This window comes from Thiohalobacter sp. IOR34 (assembly GCF_030406045.1).
Classification (GTDB): Bacteria; Pseudomonadota; Gammaproteobacteria; order Thiohalobacterales; family Thiohalobacteraceae.
The window spans coordinates 1856501-1869737 of sequence record NZ_CP128988.1 but is presented as its reverse complement, the minus strand read 5'-3'; the positions used below and the strand labels follow the sequence as shown (position 1 = coordinate 1869737).

13 protein-coding genes are annotated in these 13237 nt (G+C 65.9%); all 13 read left to right on the top strand.

Translation table 11 applies throughout. From position 1 onward, the window contains the following. Window positions 1–2 precede the first annotated feature (2 nt). The 13 genes from fliO (at window position 3) to QVG61_RS08545 (ending at window position 13161) form a co-directional block, all read left to right on the top strand. A complete protein-coding gene (gene fliO / locus QVG61_RS08605) occupies window positions 3–428 on the top strand; it encodes a flagellar biosynthetic protein FliO (RefSeq protein ID WP_289930223.1) in 426 nt (141 codons plus the stop codon). Then, window positions 425–1168 carry a flagellar type III secretion system pore protein FliP gene (gene fliP / locus QVG61_RS08600; protein ID WP_354671158.1) on the top strand — a complete coding sequence of 248 codons (744 nt, stop codon included), beginning with the start codon at window positions 425–427 and terminating at the stop codon, window positions 1166–1168. Before fliO ends, fliP begins: the two co-directional genes overlap by 4 nt. 37 nt (window positions 1169–1205) lie before the next feature. Further along, a complete protein-coding gene (fliQ, locus tag QVG61_RS08595) occupies window positions 1206–1475 on the top strand; it encodes a flagellar biosynthesis protein FliQ (protein ID WP_289930222.1) in 270 nt (89 codons plus the stop codon). 16 nt (window positions 1476–1491) lie between these two features. Beyond that, window positions 1492–2274: a flagellar biosynthetic protein FliR gene (gene fliR / locus QVG61_RS08590; protein ID WP_289930221.1), complete on the top strand. Its 783-nt coding sequence runs from the start codon at window positions 1492–1494 to the stop codon at window positions 2272–2274. A 1-nt stretch (window position 2275) separates the two neighbouring features. Then, window positions 2276–3433 carry a flagellar biosynthesis protein FlhB gene (gene flhB, locus QVG61_RS08585; protein WP_289930220.1) on the top strand — a complete coding sequence of 386 codons (1158 nt, stop codon included), beginning with the start codon at window positions 2276–2278 and terminating at the stop codon, window positions 3431–3433. Window positions 3434–3508: 75 nt separating this feature from the next. Beyond that, window positions 3509–5620: a flagellar biosynthesis protein FlhA gene (gene flhA, locus QVG61_RS08580; RefSeq protein WP_289930219.1), complete on the top strand. Its 2112-nt coding sequence runs from the start codon at window positions 3509–3511 to the stop codon at window positions 5618–5620. Between the two features lie 22 nt (window positions 5621–5642). Continuing rightward, window positions 5643–6917 carry a flagellar biosynthesis protein FlhF gene (gene flhF, locus QVG61_RS08575; RefSeq protein ID WP_289930218.1) on the top strand — a complete coding sequence of 425 codons (1275 nt, stop codon included), beginning with the start codon at window positions 5643–5645 and terminating at the stop codon, window positions 6915–6917. Continuing rightward, window positions 6910–7791 (top strand): MinD/ParA family protein, encoded by an 882-nt coding sequence (locus tag QVG61_RS08570; RefSeq protein ID WP_354671217.1) that lies wholly within the window; start codon window positions 6910–6912, stop codon window positions 7789–7791. The genes flhF and QVG61_RS08570 overlap by 8 nt, the downstream gene beginning before the upstream one ends. Then, complete coding sequence (locus QVG61_RS08565) at window positions 7788–8516, top strand: RNA polymerase sigma factor FliA (protein ID WP_289930217.1); 729 nt, start codon at window positions 7788–7790, stop codon at window positions 8514–8516. The genes QVG61_RS08570 and QVG61_RS08565 overlap by 4 nt, the downstream gene beginning before the upstream one ends. 213 nt (window positions 8517–8729) lie before the next feature. Further along, the gene (cheY, locus tag QVG61_RS08560; protein ID WP_354671157.1) at window positions 8730–9110 is read left to right on the top strand and encodes a chemotaxis response regulator CheY; all 381 of its coding nucleotides are present in this window, start codon (window positions 8730–8732) and stop codon (window positions 9108–9110) included. Between the two features lie 11 nt (window positions 9111–9121). Beyond that, window positions 9122–9871: a protein phosphatase CheZ gene (locus QVG61_RS08555; RefSeq protein ID WP_289930215.1), complete on the top strand. Its 750-nt coding sequence runs from the start codon at window positions 9122–9124 to the stop codon at window positions 9869–9871. 39 nt (window positions 9872–9910) lie between these two features. Continuing rightward, the gene (locus QVG61_RS08550) at window positions 9911–11998 is read left to right on the top strand and encodes a chemotaxis protein CheA (RefSeq protein WP_289930214.1); all 2088 of its coding nucleotides are present in this window, start codon (window positions 9911–9913) and stop codon (window positions 11996–11998) included. A gap of 68 nt (window positions 11999–12066) precedes the next feature. Beyond that, the gene (locus QVG61_RS08545; protein WP_289930213.1) at window positions 12067–13161 is read left to right on the top strand and encodes a chemotaxis response regulator protein-glutamate methylesterase; all 1095 of its coding nucleotides are present in this window, start codon (window positions 12067–12069) and stop codon (window positions 13159–13161) included. The last annotated feature ends 76 nt before the right edge of the window (window positions 13162–13237 follow it).

The following is a 13237-nucleotide window of genomic DNA, read 5'->3' as shown; positions in this document are numbered from 1 at the left end:
CCATGCGTATCCGGATATCAGGCCTGGCGCTGCTTTTCCTGCCCCTGCAGACACTGGTCGCGGCCGATGAGACGGCGCCCCTGGTGGAACCCGTGGCTGCGGGCAGCCTGCTGCAGATGTTGCTGGGGCTGGCGCTGGTGGTGCTGCTGATCGTCGGCTTCGGCTGGCTGTTCAAGCGGCTGACCCGCATGCAGTCGGTGGCCAATGGTTCGCTGCGGGTGCTGGGCGGACTGTCGATGGGTACCCGCGAACGGGTGGTGCTGATTCAGGTCGGTGACACCCAGTTGCTGCTCGGCGTCGCCCCCGGGCGGGTGCAGACCCTGCATGTGCTCGACAGGGCATTGCCGCTGGATGCGGCGCCGGGCAAGGAGATGGCGGGTTTCGCGGCCAGTCTCAAGGCGGCACTGGGCAAGGACGGGACGCCATGAAGCGCCTTTGCAGTCTGCTGCCCCTGTTGTTGCTGCTGCTGCCGCTGGGTGCCATGGCCGACACCGGGCTGACCGCGATCACCGTCGAGAACCGGGCCGACGGTGGTCAGACCTATTCGGTCAGCATCCAGGTGCTGGCGCTGATGACTGCCCTCGGCTTTCTGCCGGCAGCGTTGATGATGATGACCTCCTTTACCCGGATCATCATCGTGCTGGCCATTCTCCGCCAGGCCCTGGGCACCATGCAGTCGCCCTCCAACCAGATTCTCATCGGCCTGGCGCTGCTGCTCAGCTTCTTCATCATGGTGCCGGTCTTCGACCAGGTATACGACCAGGCGCTGCAACCCTATCTGGACGAGGAGATCGCGCCCCAGGAAGCCCTGCAGCGAGCGGCCGAGCCGTTCCGGGAATTCATGCTCGGACAGACGCGCAGCAGCGATCTCGACATGTTTGCCGAGATCGGTCAGGTCGATCAGGTGGAGTCGGTGGACAAGGTGCCCTTCTCGCTGCTGCTGCCGGCCTTCGTCACCAGCGAGTTGAAGACCGCCTTCCAGATCGGTTTCCTGATCCTGATCCCCTTCCTGGTCATCGACCTGGTGATCGCCTGCCTGCTGATGTCCATGGGCATGATGATGCTGTCGCCGATGATCATCTCGCTGCCGTTCAAGATCATGCTGTTCGTGCTGATCGACGGCTGGTCGCTGATCATGGGCACCCTGGCCCAGAGTTTCTTTACCTGATGCAGGCAGGCCAGGGCCTGCGCGGAGGAGTGAGGGCATGACACCCGAGACCGTAATGACCGTGGGCCGCCAGGCCCTGGAGATCACCACCCTGCTGGCCGGGCCGCTGCTGATTTCCTCACTGGTGGTGGGGCTGATCATCGCCATGTTCCAGGCGGCCACCCAGATCAACGAGATGACCCTGACCTTCATCCCCAAGGTGGCGACCATCGCCGTGGTCCTGATGGTGGCCGGTCCCTGGTTGTTGAAGAGCCTGATGACCTTTACGGTTCGGCTGATCCAGAACATTCCCAGCATGATCGGCTGAGGCAGGCGGCGCGACCATGGTGTTCACCACGGCACAGATCGTCGGCTGGGTCGGCGACTTCTTCTGGCCCTTCATGCGCATCGCGATGATGCTGATGGTGGCACCGGTATTCGGTGGGCGTCTGGTGCCCAAACGGTTGCGGCTGATCATCGCCCTGGTGTTGACGGCGGTGGTGGTGCCGGTGATCCCGCAGACACCGGCGGTGGATCCGCTGAGCGGAGCCGGCCTGTTGATCAGCGTCCAGCAGTTGCTGATCGGGCTGGTGATGGGGTTCATGCTGCAACTGGTGTTCGCCACCCTGGTCGTCGGCGGCCATCTGATCGCCATGGGCATGGGTCTGGGTTTCTCGTCCATGGTCGACCCCCAGAACGGTATCTCGGTGCCAGTCATCGGTCATTATTTCATCACCATCGCCACCCTGCTGTTTCTGGTTCTGAATGGCCATCTGGCGCTGATCCAGGTGGTTGCCGACAGCTTCCACAGTCTTCCGGTGGGGGGCGAGGGGCTGCAACGGAATGACCTGTGGGAGGTGGTTGCATGGGCTGGCAGGATGTTCGCCGGCGGTGTGCTGATTGCCATGCCGGTGGTCACCGCCCTGCTGTTGACCAATATCGCCTTCGGTGTCATCACCCGTGCCGCACCGCAGTTGAACATCTTCGGTGTCGGTTTTCCCATCACCCTGACCCTGGGCTTCGTGCTGCTCAATTTCGCACTGCCCGGCCTGCTGCCGCAGTTTACCGGTCTGCTGGAGGATGCCCTGGGGCTGCTCGGCAGCCTCGGCAGTGCCGCTGGAGGCTGAGATGGCGGAGAACAACGACGGTCAGGAACGTAGTGAAGAGCCCACTCCCAAGCGCCTCGAGGAGGCGCGAAGAAAGGGTCAGATCCCCCGTTCCCGGGAACTCAACACCACCTTGATGACGCTGTTCAGCGCAGCGGCCTTGATCGCCCTCGGTGACGACACCATGAGCTATTTCATGGAGCTGCTGGGAGAAGGCCTGAGTCTCGACCGCCGGGCCATCTTCGACCGCAGGGGGATGATCGAGGCGATGGGCTCGGCGCTGGGCACCGGTCTGCTGCTGTTGCTGCCCTTCTTCGCCATCAATGTCATCACCGCCCTGCTGTCCTCGGTGATGCTTGGTGGGCTGAGCTTCAGCCTGGAGAGCCTTGAGCCCAAGTTCAGCAAGCTCAATCCGCTGAAGGGCATGAAACGCATGTTCTCCCAGCGTGGCCTGGTGGAGTTGGTCAAGTCAGTGGCCAAGTTCTGTCTGGTTGGCACGGTGGGCATCGTCCTGCTGAAGCACTTCGAGGGAGAACTGTTGGGGCTGGCCTATGAGTCGACGGCTTCGGCCCTGCGCCATGCCGGACACATACTCGCCTGGTCCTTCCTGGTGTTGAGTTCGACCCTGATCGTCATTGCCCTGGTCGATGTGCCTTACCAGCTCTGGGACCATGGGCGCAACCTGAAGATGACCAAGCAGGAGGTGCGGGACGAGGCCAAGGACAGCGAGGGCAAGCCCGAGGTGAAGAGCCGCATCCGTCAGTTGCAGCGCGAGGCCGCCCAGCGGCGGATGATGGAGGCGGTGCCCGAGGCTGATGTGGTGATCACCAACCCGACCCACTTTGCCGTGGCGCTGAAATACGACGAGCGGGCGATGGGTGCGCCGCGGGTGGTGGCCAAGGGCAGCGACCTGGTGGCGGCGCAGATCCGCGAACGGGCCCTGGCCAGCAATGTACCCCTGTTCTCCGCGCCGCCCCTGGCCCGTGCCATCTATTACAGCACCAAGCTCGATCAGGAGATCCCGGCCGGCCTCTATTTCGCCGTCGCCCAGGTGCTGGCCTATGTCTATCAGCTGAAGACCGCCGGTGTCCATGGCGGAGGCGTGCCGGAGGCGCCGGGCGATCTGCAGATTCCGGACGAATACTACCGGCCGCCGGTCGACGACACCGCCGATGACTGAGCCCACAGGGGCTGGCAAGGTTCTTGAATCCCTATCCCCAGGCGTCGGCAAACCGGCGCGGCAGAGACCATGTCCATGAATGAGAATACCCTGCTAGTGAACCTTCGCGAACTGAGCCGCAATGGCCTCGGCGCCCCCATCCTGCTGGTCATGATGCTGGCGATGATGGTGGTGCCGCTGCCGCCGTTTGCCCTGGACATGCTGTTCACCTTCAACATCGCCCTCGCGCTGGTGGTGCTGATGGTGACCGTCTATGCGCTGCGTCCGCTGGACTTCGGGGTGTTCCCCACGGTGCTGCTGGTCGCCACCCTGCTGCGGCTGGCGCTCAACGTGGCCTCCACCCGGGTGGTACTGCTGGAGGGGCATACCGGAACCGGTGCAGCGGGCAAGGTGATCGAGGCCTTTGGCGAGTTCGTCGCCGGTGGCAACTACGCCGTGGGCCTGGTGGTGTTCGCCATCCTGGTGATCATCAACTTCGTGGTGGTCACCAAGGGTGCCGGCCGTGTCTCCGAGGTCAGCGCCCGTTTCACCCTGGATGCCATGCCCGGCAAACAGATGGCCATCGACGCCGATCTCAACGCCGGGCTCATCACCCAGGAGGAGGCGCGCAAGCGGCGCGAGGACATCGCCCGGGAGGCGGATTTCTACGGCGCCATGGACGGTGCCAGCAAGTTCGTGCGCGGTGACGCCGTGGCCGGCATCCTCATCCTGTTCATCAACATCATCGGTGGCCTCTCGATCGGCATGGCGCAGCACGGCCTGGATCTCAATACCGCGCTGCACAACTATACCCTGCTGACCATCGGTGACGGCCTGGTGGCGCAGATCCCCTCGCTGGTGCTGTCCACCGCCACGGCCATCATCGTCACCCGCGTCTCCAGTGCCCAGGACATGGGCGGGCAGGTGATTTCCCAGCTGTTCGAGAAGCCGGCCGCCCTGGGCGTGACCTCGGGGGTGCTCGGCATGCTGGGTCTGGTGCCGGGGATGCCCAACCTGCCCTTTCTCACCCTGGCCGCTGCCGGTGGCTGGGGGGCCTGGTGGCTGTCGCAGCGTGAACGCAAGGCGGAGGAGGAGATCGCGCCTGAGCCGGATGAGGAGCAGCCGACGGAGACGCGCGATCTGAGCTGGGACGACGTGGCGCCGGTGGACATCATCGGCCTGGAGGTCGGTTATCGCCTGATCCCGCTGGTCGACCGTCAGCAGGGCGGGCCGCTGATGGACCGCATCAAGGGGGTGCGCAAGAAACTGTCGCAGGAGCTCGGCTTCCTGATCCAGCCGGTGCACATCCGCGACAACCTGGATCTGGCGCCCAACGCCTACCGTATCACCCTCAACGGCGTGCCGATGGGCGAGGCCGAGATCCACCCCGACCGCGAACTGGCCATCAACCCCGGCCAGGTGTTCGGCAGCCTGCCCGGCATCCCCACCCGCGATCCGGCCTTCGGTCTGGAGGCGGTGTGGATCGAGCCGGAGCAGCACGACAACGCCCAGACCATGGGCTACACCGTGGTCGACGCCAGCACCGTGGTCGCCACCCATCTCAGCAACATCCTGCAGGAGAATGCCCACGAGCTGCTCGGCCATGAGGAGGTCCAGCACCTGCTCGACGGCCTGGCCAGGAGCGCGCCCAAGCTGGTCGAGGATCTGGTACCCAAGGCCTTGCCGCTGGGCGTGGTGGTCAAGGTGCTGCAGAACCTGCTCGAGGAGCGGGTGCCGATCCGCGATATCCGCACCATTGCCGAGACCCTGGCGGAGCATGCGGGTCGCAGCCAGGATGCCGGTAATTTGACAGCCGCGGTGCGGGCCGCATTGGGCCGCTCCATCGTTCAGCATATCAATGGTTTGTCGAATGAACTTCCAGTAATTACGCTCGATCCGGCGCTGGAACAGATATTGCTTCAGTCGATTCAGGGTACACAGGAAGGAGGCGCCGGCCTCGAACCGGGGCTGGCAGAACAGATGCATCAGGCACTGGCGGAAAAGGCGCAGCAGCAGGAGATGGGGGGACAGCCGGCGGTGCTGCTGGTGGCTCCGCCGATCCGCGCCTGGCTGGCGCGGCTGGTGCGTCACAGCATCCCCAGCCTGCATGTGCTGGCCTACAGCGAGGTGCCGGACAACAAGCAGATCAAGGTGGTGGCCACCGTCGGCCAGGCGCCGGCCGGTCTGGGTCAGGTGGCGACGGCATGAGTGAAGCACGGGGTTTGAAACGATGAAGATAAAAAGGTTCTTCGCCGCGGACATGCGCCAGGCCCTCGGCAAGGTGCGCGACACGCTGGGGCCCGATGCGGTGATCCTTTCCAACCGCAAGGTCGAGGGCGGGGTGGAGATCATCGCCGCCGTGGACTACGACGAGGCCGCCGTGCGCCAGGCTGCCACCCCGCAGGTCGCCGAACCGCAGCCGGCGGCGGATGCCGCTGGGGCGGCGCGCTACCAGCAGGTGGAGGCCGGGAGCGCCGCTTCTCGGGCGGAGGCGCAGGCGGACCCCGGGCCGGCCCCGGCCGCAGCTTCTCCCGGGCCCAGGGTCGCCGACATCCAGTGGTCCCAGGATCCGGCCATCGTCGCCATGCGGAACGAGATCCACGAACTGCGCGGCCTGCTCGAGAACCAGCTGGCCCACCTTGCCTGGGGGGAACTCAACCGCAGCCAGCCGCTGCGCGCCGGCCTGCTGCGCCGGCTCTCCGCCCTTGGCCTGCCGCAGGCCCTGTGCCAGGCGCTGGCCGGGCGCATCGCCGGCGATCTGGAACCGGAGCAGGCCTGGCGCCAGGTGCTGGCGCTGTTCGCCGAGCAGATCCCGGTCACCAATGACGACATCCTCTCCGAGGGGGGCGTGGTGGCCCTGGTCGGTTCCACCGGGGTGGGCAAGACCACCACCGTGGCCAAGCTGGCGGCCCGCTATGCCTTGCGGCATGGTCAGCGCAACGTGGCCCTGATCACCACCGACAGCTATCGCATCGGCGCCCACGAGCAGCTGCTCACCTATGGTCGCATCCTCGGCATGCCGGTGCAGGTCGCCGCCAACCATGAGGAACTGGCCACTGCGCTGAAGAGCCTGCTGGACAAGCGGCTGGTGCTGATCGACACCGCCGGCATGAGCCAGCGCGACCTGCGCCTGAGCGAGCAGTTTGCAACCCTGCGCGAGGCCGGCATCCCGATCCGCAGCTACCTGGTGATGGCCGCCAGCACCCAGACCCCGGTGCTGGAGGAGGCGGTGCGTGCCTTCGGCGCCAGCCGCCTGGACGGCTGCATCCTCACCAAGCTGGACGAGGCCGCCAGCCTCGGCGGTGCCCTGGCGGTGGCGGCGCAGCAGCAGCTGCCGCTGGCCTATGTCGGCGACGGGCAACGTGTCCCGGAAGACCTCCATCCGGCACGACCCCATAAACTGGTGGCTCTGGCCGCCTCCCTCATGCAACAAGTCGAGCAGGAAACCGATGACGACACCCTTGCAGAACGCTTCGGCGGATTGGCCACACATGCCCATGCCTAGGCCGCATATCGACCAGGCAGCCGGTCTGCGCAACATGAACCAACCCACGCCGACCCGGGTGATCGCCGTAACCAGCGGCAAGGGCGGGGTGGGCAAGACCAATGTCTCGGTGAACCTGGCCGTATCCCTGGCCGAAAGCGGCAAGCAGGTGATGCTGATGGATGCCGACCTCGGTCTGGCCAACGTCGACGTCATGCTTGGCCTGCATCCGGAATATGACCTCTCCCACGTCATCGATGGAGAACGCACCCTGGAGGAGATCATCGTCGACGGACCGGCCGGCCTGCAGATCGTGCCGGCCTCCAGCGGCACCAAGGCGATGGCCGAGCTGGGGCCGATGCAGCATGCCGGCGTGATCCGCGCCTTCAGCGAGCTGAGCCAGCAGCTGGACGTGCTGATCGTGGATACCGCTGCCGGCATCGCCGACAGCGTGGTCAGTTTCACCCGCGCCGCCCAGGAAGTCGTGGTCGTGGTCTGTGACGAACCGGCATCGATCACCGATGCCTATGCCCTGATCAAGGTGCTGAGCCGCGAATACGGCGTGCAGCGCTTCCGGGTGCTGGCCAACATGGCGCACAGCGCCCAGGAGGGCCGCGAGCTGTTCAGCAAGATCTCGCGGGTCACCGAACGTTACCTGGATGTGACCCTGGATTTCATGGGCGCCGTGCCCTACGACGATTACCTGCGCAAGGCGGTGAAGCGCCAGAAGGCGGTGGTCGATGCCTATCCGCGCTCGCGTGCCGCCATGGCCTTCAGGAACCTGAGCCAGAAGGCCGGCAACTGGCCGATCCCCAGCGGGGCGGCAGGGCATCTGGAATTCTTTGTCGAACGGCTGATCCAGTCGACCAATGGACAGATGGAGATTCAGCCATGAATGGAGCTGCCATGTACGCTGCAACCCAGGACCGTGGCCAGGACGAGCTGGTCACCCGGCATGCGCCGCTGGTCAAGCGCATCGCCTATCATCTGATGAGCCGCCTGCCGCCGAGCGTGCAGGCCGATGACCTGATTCAGGCCGGCATGATCGGCCTGCTGGAAGCGGCCCGCAATTACGACCCCAGTCAGGGGGCCAGCTTCGAGACCTATGCCGGGATCCGCATCCGCGGTTCCATGCTGGACGAGATCCGCCGTACCGACTGGACGCCGCGTTCGGTGCACCGCAAGGCGCGCCAGGTGGCCGAGGCGGTGCGCGAGATCGAGAACAGCAAGGGGCGCGATGCCCGCGACCACGAAGTGGCCGAGCTGCTGGGCATCGATATCAACGAATACCACCGCATCCTGCAGGACGCCACCGGGGCGCGCATGTTCAGCTTCGACGACCCGGGATCGATGGGTGAGGACCGCGAGGCGCGCGGCCGCGAGCAGAGCAACGAGCCGCTGGACAACCTGCAGAACGAGGACTTCCAGAAGGCGCTCAGCGAGGCCATCGCCGGCCTGCCGGAACGGGAACGGCTGGTCATGGCGCTGTACTACGACGAGGAGCTGAATCTGCGCGAGATCGGCGAGGTGCTGGGGGTCTCGGAATCCCGGATCTGTCAGATCCACGGCCAGGCCCTGATCCGCCTGCGGGCGCGGATGGGCGAGTGGACCGGCGGTTGAAAAAGACACTGCCGCCTGCGGCCTTCCGGGGTCAAGCAATCGGGGGCGGTGCCGATACTGCTAACAGCGTGGATCTGACGCGCCAGGGCACCGGGCCGGACCATCCGTGGACAGCGACAGGATGAGCCGGGCAGGTGCCTGCAGACGGACCCTGAGCGGGTTGACCAAGGCCATTCAAAGCATGCTGATCGGGAGGTCGCTTTGGACAAGAATATGAAGATCCTTATCGTGGACGATTTTTCCACGATGCGGCGCATTATCAAGAACCTGCTCCGCGATCTGGGGTTCAACAACACCCAGGAAGCCGATGACGGGACCACGGCGCTGCCCATGCTGCAGTCCGGGGACTTCGATTTTCTGGTCACCGACTGGAACATGCCCGGCATGACCGGTATCGACCTGCTGAAGGCGGTGCGCGCGGATCCCAAGCTGGCCTCGATGCCGGTGCTGATGGTCACGGCCGAGGCCAAGAAGGACCAGATCGTCACCGCTGCCCAGGCCGGCGTCAACGGCTATATCGTCAAGCCGTTCACCGCCGTGACCCTGAAGGAGAAGATCGACAAGATCTTCGAACGACTGCAGGCCACCGGGTGAGGGGAATGTCGATGTCTGAGCCAGCAACCATGCTAGATGATACCGCCCTGGCCACGGCCCGCGAACTGGTGACCGAGATGGAGTCGGGCAACGAGACCCGTGTCGCCCAGCTGCTCGACGAATTGTCCCGTCAGCGTGAGCAAGGCCTGTTCCGCGAACTGGGCAAACTGACCCGCGAGCTGCACGAGGCGCTGAGCAATTTCCACATCGATGCGCGTCTGGCCTCGCTTACCGAATCGGATATCCCGGATGCCAAGGCGCGCCTCAACCATGTCATCAGCATGACCGAGGAGGCCGCCAACAAGACCCTCAGTGCGGTGGAGGACAGTCTGCCCATCGCCGAGGAGCTGCAACAGGGTGCCCGCGAGCTGCACGACAAGTGGCAGCGCTTCCGCCGCCGGGACATGATCGCCGAGGAATTCCGCTCGCTGATTCCGGAGATCGACCGCTTCCTGGACATGACCAGCAGCCATGCCGATGCCCTGAGTACCAATCTGTCCGCGGTACTCATGGCCCAGGGTTTCCAGGATCTCACCGGCCAGATCATCCGCCAGGTGATCACCCTGGTGCAGGAGGTCGAGGAGAAACTGGTCGGCCTGATCCGCATCTCGGGCCAGCAGGTGAACAAGGACGGTACCGGCCTGGAACAGAAGGACGAAGCGTCCAGGGGCTTCGGTCCCCAGGTGCCCGGTCTGGAACAGGGCGAGGTGATGAACGATCAGGACGATGTGGACGAGCTGCTTTCCAGTCTGGGTTTCTGAACGGACGGACAGGGCAGAACGACCGAAAGGAAAACATCCATGAGTCTAGATCCCAACGACGAAATACTTCAGGACTTCCTGGTCGAGGCAGGTGAACTGCTGGAACAGCTGAATGAGCAGCTGGTCGAGCTGGAACAGTCGCCGCAGGACAACGACCTGCTCAACGCGGTGTTCCGCAGCTTCCATACCATCAAGGGTGGGGCCAGCTTTCTCGGCCTGACCCATCTGGTCGAGGTCTGTCATCGCGCGGAGGACGTCTTCAACGTGCTGCGCAACGGTGAACGGATCGCCGATGTCGAACTGATGGACGTGGTGCTGCGGGTGCTGGACGTGGTCAATGCCATGTTCGGCGAGATCCATGCCGGTCAGGAACCGAGCCCCGCCGAGGCGGGACTGCTCACCGAGCTGGAGCGTTATGCCACCCCCGCCGGTGCCGAGCCGGCTGCCGGCGAGGTTGCATCCCCGGAAGCCGCGCCTGCCGAGGCGGATGCCGATGCCACCGACGCCGAGTTCGAGAGCCTGCTGGAGGCGGCCGGTGCCGCGCAGGAGGCGGCCCCGGCGACAGCGGACGGCGCGACCGGGGACGAACCGGTCGGTGGCGACGAGATCACCGACGACGAATTCGAGGCCCTGCTCGACCAGCTGCATGGCGCGGGCGGTGCCCCGACCGGGCAGCCGGCTGTCGAGGAGGCCGCAGCGGCCGCCGAGCCGGCGCCTGGGGCGGAGGTGGCCAAGCCCGCCACTGCAGATGACGAGACCTCCGGTTCGGGCGACCTGATTACCGATGAGGAATTCGAGGCCCTGCTGGACGAGTTGCACGGCAAGGGCAAGGCGGCCGGCGCCACGCCGGCCGGCCAGCCGCCGGCGGAGGCCAGGCCGACCCCGGCCGAGCCGGCGGCGGCACCCAGCCCGGCCCCTGCGCCCAAGGCGGCACCCAAGCCGGCCGCCCCCCAGGCGGAGACCACGGTGCGGGTCGATACCAAGCGTCTGGACGACATCATGAACCTGGTCGGCGAGCTGGTGCTGGTGCGCAACCGCCTGGCCACCCTCAAGGCGACCATGGGCAACGAGGAGATCAGCAAGGCGGTCGGCAACCTGGACGTGGTCACCTCCGACCTGCAGGCCTCGGTGATGAAGACCCGGATGCAGCCCATCAAGAAGGTGTTTGGCCGCTTTCCGCGCGTGGTGCGCGACCTGGCCCGGACCCTGAACAAGGAGGTCCACCTGGAGATGCAGGGCGAGGACACCGATCTGGACAAGAACCTGGTCGAGGCCCTGGCCGACCCTCTGGTGCACCTGGTGCGCAACGCCGTGGACCACGGCATCGAGAGTCCCGAGGAACGCGAGGCGGCCGGCAAGCCGCGTACCGGAACCGTGGTGCTGGCGGCCGAACAGGAGGGTGACCACATCCTGCTGTCGATCGAGGACGACGGTCGGGGCATGGATCCGGACAAGCTGCGCCGCAGCGCCGTGGAGAAGGGACTGATGGACAGCGAGGCGGCGGCCCGCCTCGACGACCGCGAGGCCTTCAATCTGATCTTTGCGCCCGGTTTCTCCACCAAGGAGGAGATCTCCGATGTCTCCGGCCGCGGGGTGGGCATGGATGTGGTCAAGACCCGCATCAGCCAGCTCAATGGCAGCGTGGAGATTGACTCGACACTGGGCAAGGGTTCCCGGCTCAGCATTCGCGTGCCGCTGACCCTGGCCATCATGCCGACCCTGATGGTGGTGCTGGGTGATCAGCCCTTCGCCCTGCCGCTGGCCAGCGTGGTCGAGATCTTCGACCTCGACGAATCCCAGACCAATGTCGTCGACGGCCAGCTGGTGGTGCGGGTGCGCGACAAGGCGGTGCCGCTGTTCTATCTGCGCAAATGGCTGGTGCGCGGTGGCCAGGTGGTCGCCGAGGACCAGACCAACGGCCATGTGGTGATGGTCAATGTCGGCAGCCAGCGGGTCGGTTTCGTGGTCGACCAGTTGATCGGCCAGGAAGAGGTGGTGATCAAGCCGCTGGGTGCCATGCTGCAGGGCATGCCGGGCTTTGCCGGCGCGACCATCACCGGTGACGGCCACATCGCGCTGATCCTCGACGTGCCGAGCCTGATGAAGAAATACGCCCGGCGCTATTGAGGGCGGCTGATGTCTGCCGCGCCTGTCTTGCTGCCTTTGCTGTTTGATTTCTCGGCCGGGAGGCCCTGATGGCAGTCCGTGTCCTGGTGGTCGACGATTCCGGCTTCTTCCGCCGGCGCATCGTGGAGATCCTCGATGCCGATCCCGCCATCGAGGTGGTCGGCACCGCGGCCGACGGCCTGCAGGCCGTGCAGAAGGTGCTGGAGCTGAAGCCGGACGTGGTGACCATGGACATCGAGATGCCGGTCATGGACGGCATCACCGCGGTGCGTCGCATCATGGCTGTAAGGCCCACGCCGGTCCTGATGTTCTCCTCGCTGAGCTACGAGGGGGCCAAGGCCACGCTGGATGCCCTGGAGGCGGGGGCGGTCGATTTCCTTCCCAAACGTTTCGACGAGTTCGCCCAGGACCGGGAGGCCGCCAAGCGCCTGCTCTGTTCACGGGTGCTCGTCGTCGGCCGCCGCGGACGGGGGGAGGTGCCGGCCGCCCCCTCTGCCGTGCGTCATCCGCTTTCCGGCCCCGCGCCTCTGGCCGCGCCGGCCGGCCGGGGCCGTGTTCCGCAGCTGGTGGCGATCGGCTGTTCCACCGGCGGGCCGGTTGCCCTGTTGCAGGTGCTCAAGGCCCTGCCCGGCGACTGGCCTGTGCCGCTGCTGCTGATCCAGCACATGCCCGCCAGCTTCACCCCGGCCTTCGCCCAGCGGCTCGACCAGCAGTGTGCGATCCGCGTCAAGGAGGCCGAGGACGGGGAGCCACTGGAAGCGGGGACGGCCTATCTGGCCCCGGGAGGCCGCCAGCTCACGCTCAGCGGACGGGGTGGACGCTACGGCCTGCGAGTGGCGGACGGTGATCCCGCTCTGCACTACCGTCCCAGCGTCGATATCACCTTCCAGTCCCTGGCTCGCGATTTCAGTGGCCGGGTCCTGGCCCTGGTGCTCACCGGCATGGGTGCCGACGGCCGCGAGGGCGCGCGGGCCCTGAAGGCGCGTGGGGCCGAGATCTGGGCGCAGGACGAGGCGAGCTGCGTGATCTTCGGCATGCCGGGCGCCATCGTCGAGGCCGGTCTGGCAGACCAGGTTCTGCCGTTGTCCGAGATCGGGCCGGCACTGGCCAGGGCCGTTGCCGGCCGGCCGGGTGTGGCCGGGGCTCTGGCGACAAAAAACTGACATCGTAGCCCGGGGCAGCCAGATCCCTTGCCGCATCGGCCGTCGCCAACAGGCCGCCAAGCCGCCTGCGGCATCG

Coding starts and splice junctions, on each gene's coding strand:
- QVG61_RS08565 (WP_289930217.1), top strand. CDS start 7,788: ATGAATGGAGCTGCCATGTACGCTGCAACCCAGGACCGTGGCCAGGAC.
- cheY (WP_354671157.1), top strand. CDS start 8,730: ATGAAGATCCTTATCGTGGACGATTTTTCCACGATGCGGCGCATTATC.
- fliO (WP_289930223.1), top strand. CDS start 3: ATGCGTATCCGGATATCAGGCCTGGCGCTGCTTTTCCTGCCCCTGCAG.
- fliR (WP_289930221.1), top strand. CDS start 1,492: ATGGTGTTCACCACGGCACAGATCGTCGGCTGGGTCGGCGACTTCTTC.
- QVG61_RS08545 (WP_289930213.1), top strand. CDS start 12,067: ATGGCAGTCCGTGTCCTGGTGGTCGACGATTCCGGCTTCTTCCGCCGG.
- flhA (WP_289930219.1), top strand. CDS start 3,509: ATGAATGAGAATACCCTGCTAGTGAACCTTCGCGAACTGAGCCGCAAT.
- flhB (WP_289930220.1), top strand. CDS start 2,276: ATGGCGGAGAACAACGACGGTCAGGAACGTAGTGAAGAGCCCACTCCC.
- QVG61_RS08550 (WP_289930214.1), top strand. CDS start 9,911: ATGAGTCTAGATCCCAACGACGAAATACTTCAGGACTTCCTGGTCGAG.
- QVG61_RS08555 (WP_289930215.1), top strand. CDS start 9,122: ATGTCTGAGCCAGCAACCATGCTAGATGATACCGCCCTGGCCACGGCC.
- flhF (WP_289930218.1), top strand. CDS start 5,643: ATGAAGATAAAAAGGTTCTTCGCCGCGGACATGCGCCAGGCCCTCGGC.
- QVG61_RS08570 (WP_354671217.1), top strand. CDS start 6,910: ATGCCTAGGCCGCATATCGACCAGGCAGCCGGTCTGCGCAACATGAAC.
- fliP (WP_354671158.1), top strand. CDS start 425: ATGAAGCGCCTTTGCAGTCTGCTGCCCCTGTTGTTGCTGCTGCTGCCG.
- fliQ (WP_289930222.1), top strand. CDS start 1,206: ATGACACCCGAGACCGTAATGACCGTGGGCCGCCAGGCCCTGGAGATC.